The 18957-nt window shown below is 45.0% G+C and carries 18 protein-coding genes; 14 read left to right on the plus strand and 4 right to left on the minus strand.

Annotation, left to right across the window (positions count from 1 at the left end; genetic code table 11):
• The 11 genes from lpxD (at position 1) to ACED53_RS10130 (ending at position 12181) form a co-directional block, all read left to right on the plus strand.
• Positions 1-1032, plus strand: a complete 1032-nt coding sequence (gene lpxD, locus ACED53_RS10080; protein ID WP_017100792.1) for a UDP-3-O-(3-hydroxymyristoyl)glucosamine N-acyltransferase — start codon at positions 1-3, stop codon at positions 1030-1032.
• A 93-nt stretch (positions 1033-1125) separates the two neighbouring features.
• Positions 1126-1578 carry a 3-hydroxyacyl-ACP dehydratase FabZ gene (gene fabZ, locus ACED53_RS10085; protein ID WP_009847408.1) on the plus strand — a complete coding sequence of 151 codons (453 nt, stop codon included), beginning with the start codon at positions 1126-1128 and terminating at the stop codon, positions 1576-1578.
• Position 1579: 1 nt separating this feature from the next.
• Entirely contained in the window at positions 1580-2368 is a 789-nt protein-coding gene (gene lpxA / locus ACED53_RS10090) for an acyl-ACP--UDP-N-acetylglucosamine O-acyltransferase (protein WP_009847407.1), read from the plus strand.
• 129 nt (positions 2369-2497) lie between these two features.
• Positions 2498-3694 carry a lipid-A-disaccharide synthase gene (lpxB, locus tag ACED53_RS10095; RefSeq protein WP_017100793.1) on the plus strand — a complete coding sequence of 399 codons (1197 nt, stop codon included), beginning with the start codon at positions 2498-2500 and terminating at the stop codon, positions 3692-3694.
• A 48-nt stretch (positions 3695-3742) separates the two neighbouring features.
• Complete coding sequence (gene rnhB, locus ACED53_RS10100; RefSeq protein ID WP_012604594.1) at positions 3743-4363, plus strand: ribonuclease HII; 621 nt, start codon at positions 3743-3745, stop codon at positions 4361-4363.
• 113 nt (positions 4364-4476) lie between these two features.
• Positions 4477-7956: a DNA polymerase III subunit alpha gene (dnaE, locus tag ACED53_RS10105; protein ID WP_009847404.1), complete on the plus strand. Its 3480-nt coding sequence runs from the start codon at positions 4477-4479 to the stop codon at positions 7954-7956.
• A gap of 45 nt (positions 7957-8001) precedes the next feature.
• Positions 8002-8961, plus strand: a complete 960-nt coding sequence (gene accA / locus ACED53_RS10110) for an acetyl-CoA carboxylase carboxyl transferase subunit alpha (protein ID WP_009847403.1) — start codon at positions 8002-8004, stop codon at positions 8959-8961.
• A gap of 131 nt (positions 8962-9092) precedes the next feature.
• Positions 9093-10439 (plus strand): tRNA lysidine(34) synthetase TilS, encoded by a 1347-nt coding sequence (tilS, locus tag ACED53_RS10115; RefSeq protein WP_017100794.1) that lies wholly within the window; start codon positions 9093-9095, stop codon positions 10437-10439.
• Positions 10440-10485: 46 nt separating this feature from the next.
• Positions 10486-10809 (plus strand): cytochrome c, encoded by a 324-nt coding sequence (locus ACED53_RS10120; RefSeq protein WP_012604592.1) that lies wholly within the window; start codon positions 10486-10488, stop codon positions 10807-10809.
• 130 nt (positions 10810-10939) lie between these two features.
• Positions 10940-11278: a nitrogen regulatory protein P-II gene (gene glnB / locus ACED53_RS10125; RefSeq protein WP_017063373.1), complete on the plus strand. Its 339-nt coding sequence runs from the start codon at positions 10940-10942 to the stop codon at positions 11276-11278.
• 60 nt (positions 11279-11338) lie between these two features.
• Positions 11339-12181 carry an endonuclease/exonuclease/phosphatase family protein gene (locus ACED53_RS10130; RefSeq protein WP_029225464.1) on the plus strand — a complete coding sequence of 281 codons (843 nt, stop codon included), beginning with the start codon at positions 11339-11341 and terminating at the stop codon, positions 12179-12181.
• 130 nt (positions 12182-12311) lie between these two features.
• On the opposite strand, the gene ACED53_RS10135 is transcribed toward ACED53_RS10130, so the two are convergent.
• From ACED53_RS10135 to gloB, 3 genes are all read right to left on the minus strand, one after another.
• Positions 12312-12998: a YIP1 family protein gene (locus tag ACED53_RS10135; protein ID WP_012604590.1), complete on the minus strand. Its 687-nt coding sequence runs from the start codon at positions 12996-12998 to the stop codon at positions 12312-12314.
• Complete coding sequence (locus ACED53_RS10140) at positions 12995-14566, minus strand: LysM peptidoglycan-binding domain-containing protein (RefSeq protein ID WP_017100795.1); 1572 nt, start codon at positions 14564-14566, stop codon at positions 12995-12997. The genes ACED53_RS10135 and ACED53_RS10140 overlap by 4 nt, the downstream gene beginning before the upstream one ends.
• Before the next feature lie 70 nt (positions 14567-14636).
• Positions 14637-15395 carry a hydroxyacylglutathione hydrolase gene (gene gloB / locus ACED53_RS10145; protein ID WP_012604588.1) on the minus strand — a complete coding sequence of 253 codons (759 nt, stop codon included), beginning with the start codon at positions 15393-15395 and terminating at the stop codon, positions 14637-14639.
• A 53-nt stretch (positions 15396-15448) separates the two neighbouring features.
• On the opposite strand from gloB, the gene ACED53_RS10150 reads away from it, so the two are divergent.
• Entirely contained in the window at positions 15449-16234 is a 786-nt protein-coding gene (locus tag ACED53_RS10150) for a class I SAM-dependent methyltransferase (RefSeq protein ID WP_029225465.1), read from the plus strand.
• A 76-nt stretch (positions 16235-16310) separates the two neighbouring features.
• Here ACED53_RS10150 and rnhA read toward each other — a convergent pair whose 3' ends face one another.
• A complete protein-coding gene (gene rnhA, locus ACED53_RS10155; protein WP_017100797.1) occupies positions 16311-16775 on the minus strand; it encodes a ribonuclease HI in 465 nt (154 codons plus the stop codon).
• 56 nt (positions 16776-16831) lie between these two features.
• On the opposite strand from rnhA, the gene dnaQ reads away from it, so the two are divergent.
• Both dnaQ and ACED53_RS10165 read left to right on the plus strand, forming a co-directional pair.
• Positions 16832-17599 (plus strand): DNA polymerase III subunit epsilon, encoded by a 768-nt coding sequence (gene dnaQ / locus ACED53_RS10160; protein WP_017100798.1) that lies wholly within the window; start codon positions 16832-16834, stop codon positions 17597-17599.
• A gap of 9 nt (positions 17600-17608) precedes the next feature.
• Positions 17609-18856 (plus strand): TIGR03503 family protein, encoded by a 1248-nt coding sequence (locus ACED53_RS10165; protein WP_017100799.1) that lies wholly within the window; start codon positions 17609-17611, stop codon positions 18854-18856.
• Positions 18857-18957 lie beyond the last annotated feature (101 nt).

The following is an 18957-nucleotide window of genomic DNA, read 5'->3' on the forward strand; positions in this document are numbered from 1 at the left end:
ATGAAGAATCTGACCTTAGCCGAATTGGCAACGATTACCGGTGGAGAGCTACACGGAGACGGTACAGTTACCGTTTCAGCAGTCGCTCCTATGGATAAAGCGCAAGAAGGAAATATTACGTTCCTTTCGAACGTGAAGTACAGCAAGCACCTTGGTGACTGTAAAGCATCCGCTATTATGGTTAAAGAGAGCGAGCGTGAACTGTGTAAGACCAACGTTATTGTGGTCAACGACCCTTATGTTGCTTTTGCTAAGGTTGCTCAAGCGCTTGATACCACGCCAGCGCCAGCTGTGGGTATTGCTGATTCTGCTTCAATTTCAGGCGACGCGACCATTGGACAAAATGTGTCTATTGGTGCCAATGCTGTGATTGAAACTGGCGTAGTGCTTGGTGATGACGTCGTTATCGGTGCTGGTTGCTTTATTGGTCAAAATGCAAAAATTGGCGCAGGTACTAAGCTTTGGGCTAACGTAAGTGTTTACCATGAAGTGGTGATCGGCGAAGCATGTTTGATTCAATCTAGTACAGTGATTGGATCCGATGGTTTTGGTTATGCGAATGAGAAAGGCGAGTGGGTTAAGATCCCACAAGTCGGTTCAGTTCGTGTTGGTAACCGCGTAGAAATCGGCGCGTGTACTACCGTTGACCGTGGCGCATTAGATGACACTATTATTGAAGATAACGTTATCTTAGATAACCAACTTCAGATAGCTCATAATGTTCACATCGGATATGGTTCTGCTATTGCAGGTGGTACTATCATTGCCGGCAGCACAACGATAGGTAAGTACTGTATTATTGGTGGCGGTTGTGTGATTAATGGTCATATAGAAATCGTTGACGGCGTTACAATCACCGGTATGGGGATGGTAATGCGCAGTATCACCGAAAAAGGCATGTACTCTTCAGGTATTCCTTTGCAGCCAAATAAAGATTGGCGTAAAACAGCAACGCGAGTTCATCGTATTGATGAAATGAACAAGCGTTTGAAAACCGTTGAAAAACTTATCGAGAACAGCGCGGAATCATAATTCCAGCATTTCTAATAAAAGGCTCGCGTACAGCGAGTCTTTTTCGTTTATAATCCTTCTCATTAAATAAAGAATATACATAGGAATACGACTTTGACTACTGAACAGACAACGATGAACATTACTGAAATTCAGGAACTATTACCTCATCGCTACCCATTCTTAATGGTTGATCGTGTGACTAGCTTTGAAAAAGAAAAAACACTGACTGCGATTAAGAATGTTTCTGTTAACGAACCTCAGTTCACAGGCCACTTCCCACAACTTCCTGTATTCCCAGGTGTGTTGATCTTAGAAGCAATGGCGCAAGCAACAGGTCTTCTAGCATTTAAATCTTTTGGTGCTCCTTCTGGTAATGAGCTTTACTACTTTGCTAGCGTAGATAAAGCGAAGTTCCGCAAGCCAGTAGTGCCAGGTGACCAATTGGTTATCGAAGTTGAGTTCTTAAAAGAACGTCGTGGCATTGCATCGTTTAACGGCGTTGCTAAAGTAGACGGCGTAGTTGTATGTTCAGCTGAACTTAAATGTGCTCGTAGAGAGTTTTAATATGATTCATGAAACAGCGAAAATTCACCCGGCAGCAGTAATCGAAGGTGATGTAACTATCGGTGCTAACGTGACGGTTGGTCCTTTCACTTACATTGCTGGTAACGTGACAATTGGTGATGACACTGAAGTGATGTCGCATGTTGTGATCAAAGGTCACACGACAATTGGTAAGCAAAACCGAATCTTCCCACACGCAGTGATTGGAGAAGAAAACCAAGATAAGAAATACGGTGGTGAAGACACGACTGTTGTGATCGGTGACCGTAATGTGATTCGTGAAGCAGTTCAGATCCACCGTGGTACAACTCAAGACAAAGCGACCACTGTGATTGGCGATGACAACTTACTTTGTGTAAATGCTCACGTAGCGCACGATGTTATTGTTGGTAACCACACTCACATTGGTAACAATGCTATCCTTGGCGGTCACGTGACGGTTGGCGATTACGCTGGTGTAATGGCATTGTCTGCGATTCACCCGTTCTGTTCAATTGGCGCTTATGCGTACATTGGCGGCTGTTCTGCGGTTGTTCAAGATGTACTGCCGTACGTGCTTGCACAGGGTAATCATGCCGCTCCATTCGGCCTCAACCTAGTGGGCTTGAAGCGTAACGGATTTGAAAAACCAGAAATTCGAGCATTACAGAAAGCGTACAAAGAGTTATACCGTTCAGGCAAAACACTTGAAGAAGCGAAAGCCGCTTTAGTTGAAATGGCGAAAGAGTTTGCTTCGGTAACTCCTATGTTAGAAATGCTAGAGAGTTCTGAGCGCGGTATTATTCGTTAATACTTGATGTGGTTATGTACCAATCAATATGAGTATGACAATAGTTACCTCGTTAGATTGGTATAACAAAAAGATCGCTACTCGTTAGGCGATCTTTTTTGTTTTAGGCAAGAAGGGAATTAGAAAACTATGGCACAGCAAGAAGCAGCAACCAATAGCTTGGACTTTGTTTCGAATGAACCTCTGCGTGTAGGTATCGTTGTCGGAGAACTCTCTGGTGACACGCTTGGCGAAGGCTTTATTAAAGCGATCAAATCACAATATCCGAATGCTGAGTTCGTGGGTATTGGCGGACCAAAAATGAAGGCGCTTGGTTGTGAGTCTCTTTTCGAAATGGAAGAGCTTGCCGTGATGGGGCTTGTAGAAGTGCTTGGTCGTTTACCTCGCTTGCTAAAAGTGAAAGCGGAGCTAGTTAAGTACTTTACTCAAAACCCGCCAGATGTCTTCGTCGGTATCGATGCGCCAGACTTTAATCTAAGACTTGAATTAGATCTTAAGAACGCGGGCATTAAGACTGTTCATTATGTCAGCCCTTCAGTCTGGGCATGGCGTCCAAAGCGTATCTTTAAAATCGACAAAGCAACCGATTTGGTACTGGCTTTCTTACCATTCGAAAAAGCGTTTTATGATAAATATAACGTTGCTTGTGAATTCGTTGGCCACACGTTGGCTGATACCATTCCACTGGAACCGAATAAGAAAGAGGCTCGCGATCTTTTAGGTTTAGATCAAGATAAGCCGTGGTTAGCGGTATTGCCAGGTAGCCGTGGTGGTGAAATGAGTTTGATTGCTCAACCATTTATCGAAACTTGTCAGTGCATTAAGCAAAAGTACCCTGATATCAATTTTGTTGTTGCATTGGTTAATGAACAGCGCAAGAAACAGTTTACAGAGATCTGGCAATCGACGGCACCTGAACTTGAATTTACTTTGGTAGAAGATACGGCTACCAATGTGATTACTGCTGCTGATTCTGTTTTGTTAGCTTCTGGTACTGTTGCTCTTGAGTGTATGTTGCTGAAACGACCGATGGTCGTTGGCTACAAGGTCAATAAGCTCACTGGCTATATCGTTAAGAAATTGTCGATCACAAAATTTGTCTCGTTACCGAATATCCTAGCGGGTGAAGAAATCGTAAACGAACACATTCTTGAGGAGTGTCACCCAGATTACCTTTTCCCATCGGTCGATAAGATGCTTTCAACTGACAACGCGCCACTTATTGAACGCTTTACTGAAATGCATCACTGGATTCGTAAAGATGCTGACAAACAGGCAGCTAACGCAGTTCTGAAATTGATCGGTCGAGAGTTTGTTGAATCATAAAGTGCTTCTTTCAAAAGCATTTGCTTAAAAGTTACAAAGAGAATTGTCATGGCAGTAAAAGAGAAAAAAGAATTTCCTCCTTTTGAGTATCCTCAAGGCTACCAGTTATTTGCTGGTGTTGATGAAGTGGGGCGTGGGCCGTTAGTTGGTGATGTAGTTACCGCCGCGGTTATCCTCGATCCGAATAACCCAATCGAAGGCTTGAACGATTCAAAAAAACTGTCTGAGAAAAAGCGCCTTGCTCTGCTTCCTGAAATTAAGGAGAAAGCCTTGGCATGGTCTGTGGGTCGTTGTTCCCCACAAGAAATTGATGAGTTGAATATCTTACAAGCGACTATGGTAGCTATGCAGCGTGCTATTGCCGGGCTGAGTGTTCAACCTGATATGGCGCTAATAGATGGAAACCGAGTCCCTGAGCTACCGATGGCCGGTCTGGCTATTGTGAAAGGGGATTTACGGGTGGCTGAAATCAGCGCAGCGTCTATCATCGCTAAAGTGGTTCGTGACCAAGAGATGGAAGAACTTGATAAGCTTCATCCAGAGTTTGGTTTTGCTAAACATAAAGGTTACCCGACAAAAGCGCATTTTGAAGCGATTGAAAAACATGGCGTAACCGAGCATTACCGTAAAAGCTTTAAGCCAGTAAAACGTATTCTTGGCATAGATTAGAGCTTTACGTAAACTAGAGCTTAGCATCGAATAAAGTTGCTTAGTGGCGCTAGAAAAAAATAGAATACACACAGTTGTAATCCTAGGCTCAAACCTAGAACTCAGGAAAAATAATGTCAGATCCAAAATTTGTTCACCTACGCGTACACAGTGACTTTTCGATGGTGGATGGCCTATCCAAGGTGCCACCATTAGTTAAAAAAGTCGCTGAAATGGGTATGCCTGCTCTAGCATTGACCGACTTTACCAACCTGTGCGGTTTGGTGAAATTCTACGGTACTGCTCATGGGTGTGGGGTTAAACCAATTATTGGTGCTGACTTCTTGATGCAGTCTCCTGATTTTGGCGATGAATTGACAAAACTCACCGTTATTGCAACGAGTAATAAAGGCTACAACAACCTAACGTTATTAATATCAAAAGCTTACCTTCGTGGCCATGTGCAGCATCAGCCTGTTATTGATAAAGAGTGGCTGATTGAACATGCGGAAGGCCTGATTCTTTTATCGGGTGCAAAAGAAGGTGAGATTGGTAAAGCGTTGCTGAAAGGCAATAGAGAGTTGGTTGCAAGTAGCGTTGAGTTTTACAAAACACATTTCGCAGACCGTTTTTATCTGGAGCTCATTCGAACTGGACGTACGGACGAAGAGTCTTATCTGCACTTTGCGCTGGAATTAGCCGAGCAAGAAGACCTGCCAGTTGTCGCGACTAATGAAGTGGTCTTCATTTCTGAAGACTTGTTTGACGCTCATGAAATCCGTGTGGCGATTCACGACGGCTTTACCATGGTTGATCCACGTCGACCGAAAAACTACAGTCCACAACAGTACCTCCGTAGCGAAGAAGAGATGTGTGAGTTGTTCTCAGATATCCCTGAAGCATTAGAGAACAGTGTTGAGATCGCTAAGCGTTGTAACGTGACTGTACGTTTAGGTGAATACTTCTTGCCGAACTTCCCGACGGAAGGTTTGGCGATTGAAGACTTCCTGATTAAGAAATCAGAAGAAGGTCTTGAACGACGTTTAGCATTCCTATTTCCTGACGAAAAAGTCAGAGCTGAACGCAGGCCTGAATACGATGAGCGACTTAAAATCGAGCTAGAAGTAGTTAATAACATGGGTTTCCCTGGCTACTTCTTGATCGTAATGGAGTTCATCCAGTGGTCAAAAGATAACGATGTACCAGTAGGCCCAGGTCGTGGTTCTGGTGCTGGTTCTTTGGTGGCTTACGCGCTTGATATCACCGATCTTGATCCACTTGAATATGACTTGCTGTTCGAACGTTTCTTGAACCCAGAACGTGTATCCATGCCCGATTTCGATATCGATTTCTGTATGGATAAACGTGACCAAGTTATTGACCACGTAGCTGAAATGTACGGCCGTGATGCCGTTTCTCAGATCATCACCTTCGGTACTATGGCGGCAAAAGCGGTAATCCGCGACGTTGGCCGTGTATTAGGCCACCCATTTGGCTTCGTTGACCGTATTTCTAAGCTGGTTCCGCCTGATCCGGGTATGACGCTAGAGAAAGCATTCCTCGCTGAGCCTGCATTGCCTGAACTCTACGACGGCGATGAAGAAGTTCGTGAGCTGATTGATAAATGTCGAATTCTAGAAGGTTGTACGCGAAACGCAGGTAAACACGCAGGTGGTGTTGTAATCTCACCGACCACGATTACTGATTTTGCACCTATCTATGCCGATGCGGAAGGTAACTTCCCAGTAACGCAATTCGATAAGAATGACGTAGAAACTGCTGGCTTGGTTAAGTTTGACTTCTTGGGGCTGCGTACACTGACGATCATTGACTGGGCACTAGGCCTAGTAAACCCTCGCTTAGCGAAAGAGGGGAAAGATCCGGTTCGTATCGAGTCGATTCCTTTGGATGATCAAGCGTCATTTAACCTATTACAGAATTCAGAAACGACGGCGGTATTCCAACTGGAATCTCGTGGTATGAAAGACCTGATCAAGCGTCTGCAACCCGACTGTTTTGAAGATATCATCGCATTGGTGGCCTTGTTCCGTCCGGGCCCTCTGCAATCAGGCATGGTAGATAACTTTATCGACCGTAAACACGGACGAGAGGCGGTATCTTACCCTGATGAAACATGGCAACACGAATCGCTTAAAGAAACACTAGAACCGACTTACGGCATCATCTTGTATCAAGAACAGGTAATGCAAATCGCTCAGATCCTTGCGGGTTATACGCTTGGTGGAGCCGATATGCTGCGTCGTGCGATGGGTAAGAAAAAGCCAGAAGAGATGGCAAAGCAGCGCGGTACCTTTAAAGAAGGTGCTGAAGCCAATGGTGTTGATGGCGAACTGTCCATGAAGATCTTTGACTTGGTAGAGAAGTTTGCGGGCTACGGCTTTAACAAATCTCACTCGGCTGCATACGCACTGGTTTCTTATCAAACACTGTGGTTGAAAACACACTACCCTGCGGAATTCATGGCGGCAGTAATGACCGCGGATATGGATAACACCGAGAAGGTTATTGGCCTTGTCGATGAGTGTTTCCGTATGAAACTCAAGCTCCTTCCACCTGACATCAACTCGGGCCTATACCGCTTTAATGTGGATGAAGATGGCGCAATTGTTTATGGAATCGGTGCGATTAAAGGGGTTGGTGAAGGCCCAATTGAAGCCATCATCGAAGCGCGTAACAAAGGTGGTTACTTTAAAGACTTATTCGACTTCTGTGCACGTCTTGATCTGAAGAAGGTCAACAAACGTGTTATCGAAAAGTTGATTCTATCCGGAGCCTTAGATAGATTAGGTCCTCACCGAGCGGCGATGATGGCATCTTTGAAAGATGCGGTTAAGGCAGCAAGCCAACATCACCATGCTGAGTCGTTCGGTCAATCTGATATGTTTGGTGTGTTGACCGACGCTCCGGAAGAGGTTGAACACAAGTATACTCAAGTGCCTAAATGGCCTGAAAAGGTTTGGCTAGAAGGTGAACGCGAAACGCTTGGTTTGTATTTAACGGGTCACCCGGTGAATGCTTACATTAAAGAACTTGCGAAATACACCAGCTGTCGCTTGAAAGATGCGACGCCGACTCGTCGTGACCAATCCTTAACGATTGCAGGTTTGGTCATTGCGGCTAGGGTCATGACCACGAAGCGCGGTACTCGAATCGGTTTGATGACTCTTGATGACCGATCGGGTCGGATGGAAGTGATGTTGTTCTCTGATGCGCTCGATCGCTACGCAGAATTGCTCGAAAAAGATAAAATTGTGGTTGTTTCTGGACAGGTCAGCTTTGATGATTTCAATGGTGGGCTTAAAATGTCCGCGCGCGAGGTCATGGACTTAGGAAGCGCCCGTGAGAAATATGCTCGTGGGGTGTCGATATCTATCGAGCAATCCCAAATTAACGGTCAATTTTTTGAACGCTTTGGTCAAATCTTAGAACCTTATAGAGCCGGAACGGTCCCAGTCAATGTATACTACCAACGTGCCGACGCTAGAGCGCGGTTAACATTGGGCACAGAATGGCGTGTGACGCCAAGTGATACATTACTAGACGAATTAAAACAGCTGCTTGGAAATAGCCAAGTAGAACTCGAATTTAACTAAAATTTAGCTCCGTAACTGCGGAGCTGAATCAACAAGGATTCATAGATGAGCCTGAACTTTCTAGAATTTGAAAAGCCTATCGCTGAACTTGAAGCAAAAATCGAAGCGCTACGTGACGTTTCGCGTCACGGTGGTGACACAGCGGTAGATCTAGACAAAGAAATTGAACAACTAGAGAAAAAAAGCTTAGAGCTTAAACAGAAAATCTTTAGTGACTTAGGTGCATGGCAGGTAGCTCAACTTGCTCGTCACCCTCAACGTCCTTACACCAAAGATTACCTGGAGCATGCCTTCACAGAGTTTGAAGAGATGGCGGGCGATCGCGCTTACGCTGACGACAAAGCAATTGTGGGTGGTATGGCTCGTCTAAATGGTCGTCCTGTTATGGTTATTGGTCACCAGAAAGGTCGTGAGACTAAAGAGAAAGTGATCCGTAACTTTGGTATGCCAAAGCCAGAAGGTTACCGTAAGGCACTTCGCCTAATGGAAACGGCTGAGCGTTTCAACATGCCAATCATTACTTTCATCGACACAGCGGGTGCTTACCCAGGTGTTGGTGCTGAAGAACGTGGCCAATCTGAAGCGATCGCAAAGAACCTTAAAGTAATGGCCGGCCTTTCAGTTCCGGTTATCTGTAACGTTGTAGGTGAAGGCGGTTCAGGCGGTGCACTAGCGATTGGTGTTGGTGATTACGTGAACATGCTTCAGTACTCTACATACTCAGTAATCTCTCCAGAAGGTTGTGCTTCAATCCTGTGGCGTGATTCAGATAAAGCACCACAAGCTGCTGAAGCGATGGGCCTAGTAGCTCCTCGCCTTAAAGAGCTTGAGCTTATCGATGAAATCATCCCTGAGCCTCTAGGTGGCGCGCACCGCGATCCAATACAGACAGCTCAGAACATGAAAGACATGTTAGTTAAACAGTTAGAAGAGCTAGAGCAATTTGATAACGAAGCACTTCTAGAGCGTCGTTACCAGCGTCTAATGAGCTACGGTTACTGCTGATAAGCGACCTTAGCAAGGTATAAGACCTGCTTTCCGTAACAAGTTGATGAAAGGGTTGGACTCAGTGCCAACCCTTTTTTATTATTAAAACATTCTCCTTTCTCATTAGTACACACGGCTCACTTAACCCCATGACTCACTTAATCGAAACTTTTACCTCTGCATTTCAACAAAGCGATCTAAAACCTCGTCGGTTAGTCGTTGCTTTCAGTGGTGGTGTCGATTCGCGAGTGTTATTGGAATTGGCTGCGCAATACGCTAAGTCCCATCACATTGAGTGCTGTGCGGTGCACGTTCATCACGGTCTCAGTAAGAATGCTGATCTTTGGGCTGAGCAATGCCAAACATGGTGTGATGCGTCGTCGGTTCCTTTAGCCATCGAGCGAGTATCTCTAGATATTAACAGCGGAGAAAGTGTTGAAAAGCTGGCTCGAGATGCTCGTTATGATTCGCTTCAGAAGCACCTTAGTTTTGGTGATGTTCTAATTACAGGCCAACATATTGATGACCAACTTGAAACTTTCTTGCTGGCGTTAAAACGTGGCAGTGGTCCGAAAGGACTCTCTTCAATGGCGAAAGTGATGTCGTTTGGCGAAGCGTTTATTGTGAGACCTCTGCTGTCAGTGACTCGATTAGACATCGAAGCGTCGGCTCACGACATGGGGTTAACTTGGGTCGAAGATGAGAGTAATCAGGATCTGCGTTTTGACCGTAACTTTATTCGCCATCAAGTAACGCCAACGCTGACTGAGCGCTGGCCTAGTTTTCGCGAGTCGGTAAGCCGTAGTGCTCAGCTTTGCGCAGAGCAAGAGTTACTGCTCGATGAGTTGCTTGAATCACACTTACAGCAAGCTTTAGGAGGCAGTAACAGTAAGAGCCAAAACTTAAGCATTGATTCGTTATCTCAGCATTCTGATTTGTTACGAGCACGTTTGATCAGAATGTGGATCAGCCATTGTAATCAACCGATGCCAAGCCAAAAGCAGCTAAAACTTATTTGGGATGAGGTGGCTTGTGCTCAGGCAGACGCCAATCCTAAGCTGGTGTTGAATGATGTTGAGATTAGGCGCTTTAATCATCAGCTCTATTTGGTACAAGACACCAAAGATTTGTCGAACTGGGAAAGTGAAATCTTGATTGATGAGAATTTATTATTGCCTGATGGTTTAGGTGAGATCCATTTGAAAGCGGTGTCGAGTGCTAGTGCATCTAATAACCGAGAGGTACAACGGTTTTCCCTTACTAAAGCCAACGGAACCTTACGAGTGATCTTTAACCCTGAAGGAGTGTCGGCTCACCCAGTTGGTCGTGGTCATAGTCGAAAACTCAAGAAGCTTTTTCAGGAATACCAAGTACCCAGCTGGTTAAGACGTAGAACGCCGATATTAATGGATGGCGAGCGAGTGATCGCTGTTTTAGGCTTATTCGTAGATAAAAACTACGAAGGTCAAGATTGTGAAGCGCTTTGGAGCAAGTAGAAAAAGTTTGTGTCACAATTCACCGTCACTTTAATAAAAATAATTAATGGAATATGCAATGAAGAAAATTACACTAGGATTAGTTCTTGGATTTGGACTATTGAGTGGTAACGCTCTGGCGGGTGATGTTGCTGCGGGTCAAGCTAAAGCGGCAATCTGTGCGGCTTGTCATGGCGCAGACGGTATCGCAATGATCCCAGGATATCCAAACCTTAAAGGTCAAAACGAGCAATACATCGCTTCATCAATTAAGGCATATAAGAACGGCCAGCGCACCGGCGGTTTGGCGGCTGTCATGCAGGCTCAGGCCTCAATGCTGAGTGATGAAGATATTGCTAATCTAGCTGCTTACTACTCAAGCCTTAAGTAAAACCTTCTTAAAGCGCTGATTAAACAAGATGATAAATTTCGAGCCAGAGCTTTAATGCTCTGGCTTTTTTCATTGAATGTTTACTATAGCTAACCGATAATGAGCTATTCGCACAGTTTAAGGGATGAACATGAAAAAGATTGAAGCCATTATCAAGCCATTCAAACTTGATGATGTACGTGAAGCACTTGCAGAAGTGGGTATTACGGGTATGACAGTATCTGAAGTTAAAGGCTTTGGACGTCAAAAAGGTCATACTGAGCTATACCGTGGCGCAGAGTACATGGTCGATTTTTTACCTAAAGTGAAATTGGAAATTGTTGTGACCGACGAAGTGGCTGACCAATGTGTTGATACCATTATCGAAACGGCTCAAACAGGTAAAATTGGTGACGGTAAGATCTTCATTACTGAAGTTGAACGTGTGGTACGTATTCGTACTGGCGAAGAAGACGAAGACGCCGTATAAAAAACTATTACCTTAAAAGGAGCGTTTATCGCTCCTTTTTCATTTCTGGTAGGGTGCTGTATGTTTAAGAAAACCATCATTGTTATCACGTTATTGATAACGCTTGCTGTTGTTAGCTTTCATATTATCTTCGTGATCCCGAATAAACCCAATTTGATCACTTCTTCTCAAAATACTAGCAACGATATCTATAGCTGCTACCAAAACTCAGCCCCGAAAGCGATTGATGTGTCTGATGGCCTAGACATTACCGTGTGGAATATCTATAAGCAAAACCGAAATAATTGGCAAAGTGAGTTAAATAAGCTGTCAGCCGGTAGCGATTTAGTTTTGCTGCAAGAAGCGAGTATGACAGAAGGGCTTCGCCAATGGGTAACGAGTGGTCAATGGGGAAGTACTCGAGTGAATGCATTTGAAGCTTTTGAACAAAGTGCAGGCGTACTCAACCTAGCGACGCATCTACCGATCGAAGCTTGTGCTTATACTCATGAGGAACCTTGGCTTCAATTGCCCAAATCGGCACTCTGGTCTCGCTATCTGCTAAGTAATGGCGAAGAACTGGCTGTGATTAATATCCATGCGGTGAACTTTACCTTTGGTACGGAAGATTATGAGGCTCAGATCAAGAGCTTAACCGACAATCTCCAAAAGTATCGAGGGCCTGTTATTTTTGCTGGGGATTTTAACAGTTGGAGTGAAGCTCGCTTTGCTGTATTGAAAGATGCGTTGGAACAGGTAGGTTTGACGGAAGTTGCTTTTGAACCAGATAACCGTACACAGTTTATGACAGGGTTGGTGCTCGATCATGTGTTCTATCGAGGGTTAGAAGTAGACAAAGCAAAGGCGCCCATTACGGACGCCTCTGATCATAACCCTATGCGAGTGACCTTTAAGGTTAAATAGTAATAAGCTATTAGCTTATTAGTCATTGGATCTTAGCTATTCACCATTCACACTGTGGTTACTTTGGGGAATAAGCAGGGGAATAAATAGGCTAGTGAATTTTCGCTAGCCTTGTTTTTATCTATTCAGCTTAAAAGATTAAAATGTAGAGAGCCCAGATTAGGTAATAGCCAACCCATGGCAAACCAGAGATGGCCAGTGCCTGACCACGCTCAAACTCCGTCCAAGTTAATACTGCTGCATAACCCAATACAATGTACCAAGGCAACAAGAGTGGTAATGAGCTGGCAAATTGCGACCAATCATTGGTTAGTGGCAACTTGATTAAGCCGTTTAAGCTGTTCAAGTCGGCCGCGTAGCTCATCACATGCCCGTGCTTGAGTATCAGGCTTGCGTAGCTTGCCACATCGCCTAGAACGGCAGGGAATATCACTACCGATGCGGCTGCAAACCATCGCCAAAAGCTATGTTGGTGTTGGCTTGGCTTTGTTGCTAGGTTAAACCAAAATGCCAACAGAATGATGGTTAACGTACGGCCGAATACATCACTGATGATTTCACTCGCGAGTAGAGTATTACTGTCAAGTAACGCCAATTGGTCAGGGTTTGTTTGAGCCAGTTGCTGTGACAACTCAGCGCTTAACCATGCAAAATCTACATTCGAAAAATAGGCTCCCCAAAATAAGAATGGGCTGAGCATTAATACGACGTAGGGTTGCCATCCCCAAGCACTTCTTTGATAAAGCGCTAAGAAACAAGCTGTTGGTGAACGGAATATATCCAACAGCATGACGAGTGGGTTACTTGACGGGTTCATACACTTACCTTAGTTACATCAACATACAGCTTCAGTTTTTGTCCTGGCTGTAGGTATTTCTTGTTCTGCAAAGCGTTCCATTTTACAACATCTGCGCTTTTTACTTTGAACTTTGATGCAATACCGCTGACTGTGTCACCTGATCTTACGTTATAAAAGACAGTACGGATGATGGCACCGTCTGAACTATTCTTCCAAATGACCAGTTCTTGACCAATTCTAAGTGTGTCACGTGGTCCCATGCCATTCCACTTAGCCAGTGATTGGTGAGATACCTTATTTGCGCGCGCAATCGTCCATAGGCTATCACCACTTTTTACGGTATGGCTAAGCTTATATTGACCACGACTCTTTGACTGTGTGCTTGCTAGGCGATTTGAAGCGCTTAGTGCGTATGTCTTATCGTCTTTGGTTGATGTTGGAATAAATAGGTGCTGACCAACACGAATATTATTGTTGCTCAAACCGTTTGCAGAGCGGATCACTTTGCTGGTGGTGTTGTATTTACTCGCCAGTACGCTGATGCTATCGCCAGATTGCACTTTATAGCGCACCAACTTCATGCCTTTGCCTTTATTGGCTGCCACTTCTTTGTTGAACTTCTCAACAGAGCTTAGAGGAAGCAATAATTGTTGGTGTTTCTCTGGTGCCGTTGCCCACTGGTTATAAGCCGGGTTGTAGCCTTGCAGCTCTTTGACAGGAATGTCGGCGTAGCTTGCGGCAATGGCTAAATCAAGTTGCTCGTCTGGGTTAACCAGAGTCAGTACTGCCTTGTTCGGGATCGCAGGGATATCGATGCCATACTTTTCTTGGTTGGCAATCACGTCGGCCAGTGCAAGTAGCTTAGGTACATAGCTGCTGGTCTCTTTTGGTAAGTCTAGAGAGAAGAAGTCGATTGGCTTACCCAGCTTCTTGTTCTTACGGATTGCGCTGTTCACACGACCACCGCCACTGTTGTAGGCAGCGATTGCGTGTTGCCAGTTCCCATCAAAACGTTTGTTCAGGTCGGTTAAGAAATCCAATGCAGCGTCGGTTGAAGCGGCTACGTCACGGCGGCCATCGTACCAGAAGTTTTGTTCTAGTCCGTAAGCTTTGCCAGTACCCGAAATGAACTGCCATAGTCCAGCAGCGCTACCGTGAGAATAAGCAAATGCATCAAACGAGCTTTCAACGACGGGCAACAGGGCCAGCTCTAAAGGCAAGTCTCTTTCTTCAATCTTAGTTGTGATCAAGTAAAGGAAAGGTTCAGCGCGTTTTGATACAGTTTTTAGATGACCAGGGTGCTTGAGGTACCAAGTGCGGTAGTAGTCGACTTTCTTTTGGTCCGGCACTTCCATTTCAAGTTGCATCGCAATACGTTTCCAAACATCTTGCTGTGTTTGTGGAGTAACGACGGGTGTTTCAACTTTTGGTTGTTCTTGGATCGCTCCCGATGAAACGTTCGCTTGAGAAACTTCTTTAGTAGGGGAGGTGTTGGTTTGCTCGGAAGCTTGGTCTGGATTCTCTGACTGAGTTAATTGGCAACCAGAAAGTAGTAGTACCAAAGCCCAGCTGTACTTAACTCGCATGTTACAGCCTTTTTAATAAACGGCCGATGATAATACTTGCCACTCCCTATGAGTGACAAGCCTGTATTTGTTAAAATTCGTTCTTCCACGCACGTAAAGCGGTAAAAACCGATAAAGGATCGGTCTGCTCGGTACGATTAGATACTGATTTCACTACACTTGGTTCTGTGTAGCGTAAGAAGGGGTTAATAAACTTTTCTTGTCTTAAATTTGTGGGGATGGTCGACTTATTTTGGGCTCGAAGCCGATTCACTTGGTCGCGGTATTGTTGCAAATGTTGGTTGTCAGGCTCAACAGCCAGTGCAAAAGCGATATTGGCTGCCGTGTATTCATGAGCACAGTAAACCTCGGTTTCTTGTGGGAGTGCTGTGATCTTGTTCAATGCATCAAACATCTGCTGTGGTGTGCCTTCCATGATTCGCCCACAACCAGCTGAAAACAGTACATCGCCACAAAACAGTTTGGCATCACCAACATAACCAATGTGCCCAGCGGTGTGCCCACTGAGCCCTAGCACGAGGAATACTTCGCCAAACAGCTCTAATTGGTCACCGTCATCAACGGGATGCGTTAAGGTCGGGATAGGTTCATTTTTGGGGCCAACGACATCCACGCCAGGGAATTGTCTTACCAGCTCTGGCACGCCACCAATGTGATCGTGGTGGTGGTGCGTAATCAAGATTGCATCTAAAGTTAGCTCATGGTGTGCTAAGTACTCTAATACTGGAGCTGCATCACCAGGGTCGACGACAGCACAACGGCGATCGCTATTTTGAATCAGCCAGATGTAATTGTCGTTAAATGCAGGTATGCTTTTGATATGTAACATTATTGGTTCTCCAGTCACTTTTAGTGAGACAGAATAAGTGAGACAGATTATTGATGAAGCCAGCACGTAGCAGAAAGAAGTTTGAGCGTCCTTATACTTGGGCACAATTGCACAATGGGGACTGGTTGAGAGAATCTATTCAAACTCGACTTGATGAGTGGTGCCCAAAACTATTTGGTTACCATATGCTCAAACTTGGTGGCCTCAGCAGTGAGATTTCTAGCTGCACATGCAACATTCAACATCAAGTAAACCTAGATATCCAGAACCCATTACATAATGTGATAGCAGATGGTTATAATTTACCCTTTTTAGAGAAAAGCTTTGATGTTGTGGTGCTGAGTCATCAGTTAGATTATAGCAGCGACCCACACCGGCTATTGAGGGAAGTCGACCGAGTAATGATGGACGATGGCTATATTATTATCACCGGCTTTAACCCTTTTAGTGTGACTGGGCTTGCCAGTTTGATGCCTTGGCGAAAGAACAGCTTGCCATGGAGTGGACGTATGTACACGCCAAACCGAATTAAAGATTGGCTAGGCGTACTTAATTATGAAGTGATTCATTGTGACACCTACGCGTTGTTCCCTATGAGTAAATACCAAGCGATGTGGACGTGGTTGGAGAACAGCTTAGGCAGTTGCGCATCGTTCGCTGGTAGCCAATACTTTATTGTTGCCCGTAAACGTACTTATCCACTTAAGCCTATCAAGCCACATTGGCACCTTAAGCGACGCTTCTCTCCTGTAGGAGCCAGTTTTAGAACCAATACGCGTCGCACCTTGGACTCCGCTAAAACTTCGTATCCGTTAAAAACTGAAAAAGCCGACTCATAGTCGGCTTTTCATCTATCTATCAGTTTCAGAAACTATAAATCTGTTTCTGAAATCTACATCTCATTTACAAAGGTGATCAGCTTGGTTGATAGCCCGTATCTTCTTGGGTCGGGTTTTCTGCTGCACTTCGTGCTAAATCATCACACATTTCATTTTCTCGGTGCCCCGCGTGCCCCTTAACCCAGCGCCAATCAACGCTATGGAGCGCCGTCTCTTTATCTAGCCTTTGCCACAGGTCTGCGTTTTTAACAGGCTTTTTATCGGCTGTTTTCCAATCGCGCTTTTTCCAGTTGTGAATCCACTGGGTGATACCTTGACGCACGTATTGGCTATCTGTGGTCAGAATGACAGAGCAAGGCTCTTTGAGGGCTTGGAGAGCCACAACAGCGGCGAGCATTTCCATGCGGTTATTGGTGGTTAAGGTGAAACCTTCGGCTAACGTCTTCTCTACTTTTTTGTAGCGAAGTACGATGCCGTAGCCGCCAGGACCTGGGTTGCCTAAACAAGAACCATCAGTGAAAATTTCAACTTGTTTCGTCATGATTTGATACTATTACCTCAAGCACATTATCGGCATAGTCTGACACAGTTATCCTTATGAATACCAGTAGCACTCCAGAACAAAGCACGAACGAAAAAAACAGTTCGAATGAAAACAAACGCATCGTTGTACTCGATACCGAAACCACCGGTATGAATACCGAGGGTGGCCCCCACTATATGGGACATCGCATCGTTGAAATTGGTGCAGTAGAGATCATCAACCGTAGGCTGACTGGGCGTCACTTTCACGTCTATATCAAGCCCGATCGTGCGATTCAAGAAGAGGCAATTGGCGTTCACGGTATTACCGATGAATTCTTGATTGATAAACCAGAATACCAAGACATACATAAAGAGTTTCTCGACTTTATTAAAGGTGCGGAGCTGGTGGCTCATAACGCGCCCTTCGATACGGGCTTTATGGATTATGAGTTTGAGAAACTTAACCCTGCGATAGGTAAAACGGATGACTACTGTAAAGTTACCGATACCTTGGCGATGGCGAAGAAGATATTCCCAGGGAAAAGAAACAATCTAGATATCTTATGTGACCGTTATGGTATTGATAACTCACACCGTACTCTTCACGGCGCATTGCTCGATGCGGAGATTCTAGCTGACGTCTACTTATTGATGACAGGTGGGCAAACTTCGCTGCAATTTAGCGCTGGCCAACAAGAAGGCGAAGGCGAAAGCATACGAAGAGCAGAAAGTGGTCGAAAATCCCTAAAGGTTTTGCGAGCTACGGCCGATGAAGTAGAAGCGCATCAAAGTCGTTTAGACCTCGTCGAGAAAAGCGGAAGCTGCCTCTGGCGTCAGTAGGGAGAAAGTATGTTAAGGGTATTGGCTACCGGTTGTTTATTGCTCTTGAGCTTTGGCTTACACGCAGCAACAGAATCTGTAATGAGTTTATTGGATAATCGCTTTCGAGTTGATCCCAGCATCGAGCAAGTTACTTTTGTAATCTATCGAGCCGATAATTCTAAACCCGTCGTCTTGGTTCGTCCTGATGGCAAGAAGTATCACGCTTTGCGTCATGCTGATAATGTCCGTTGGTACCAAGAATCGTCAATGGATATTATCTCTATCGACAATCCGATGCCGGGTCCCTGGCAAGCGGTAGGTAAAGTCTCACCTAAAAATAATATCAAACTTTTATCTCATCTGGTTTTAGACGCCAATGAATTTCCAGACAAGTTGTATCAAACCGAACACATTAAATTTACCGCTCGTTTGACATCCGATGGCAAGCCGCTTGTGCTGCGTGACTTTCTTGACCGTGTGAAGCTTAAAGTAACATTCACTAAGTTCGTCGAAAACGAAGAGTCCTTAGTGAGAGAAGCGCGGCCAATTCCGGTTGTCATGGGTGAATTTGCCGATGATGGCGTTGATCTTGACGAAAAAGCTGGAGATGGTGTGTTCACCGTGTCGTTACCAATGGACATTGAGCCTGGTAAATATCGAGCTCGAATTACTTCTGGTAATGGTGTGTTCCTGCGAGCGCAAGAGCAAGAGGTCTTGGTTTACCCAACGCCAATCACCACCACCTTCATTCAGTCTCGCAAAGAAGGCTTATCTCATACCGTCGTGGCATCTGGCGAGCCAGGTATGATTGCACCGAGCTCGTTAGCGGCTCACGTTGAGTATAAAGCCCCTGATGGGTATGTGATGTATAAGCAAGGCCAAGCCGAAGCGGATGCGATGAAAGTATCTTTATCGTTGCCTTATAATGATGATTTGGGAATTTACACTTGGTCGGGGATAGTTTATGCCACCGATGCGTCAAGCCAGCGTCCACTGATCTTCCCGATTACCGAGCAGTCGTACAGCGTTGTTCAAGAGATAGATCTAGCAGAATCTCGACGTCTTCAAGAAGAAGCTCTTGCTGAGCAGAAGCGTATTGCTGAAAAATTAATGATTCTTCAAAAAAGAGAAGATGACAGGCAGCGCAGCATAATGATTATAGCGGTAGGTAATGTGGCTGCGATTTTATTGGGCTTACTGATTTGGTTTGTAATACGTAAAATCACAGCGAAGAAGAGGGCACTACCTGAGATGCAGCTCAAGGCGCCTAAGTAACTCGTCTGCATCCCTAGAGTTGTCTTGAGATTGTTGTCTTGAGTGAGTAAACGTCGGGACAACAAACTTCGATAGACTAAACTTAGATAGAACAAGCCTCG

It is taken from the genome of Vibrio sp. 1F169, assembly GCF_041439605.1.
In the GTDB taxonomy this organism is placed as follows: Bacteria; Pseudomonadota; Gammaproteobacteria; order Enterobacterales; family Vibrionaceae; genus Vibrio; species Vibrio tasmaniensis_A.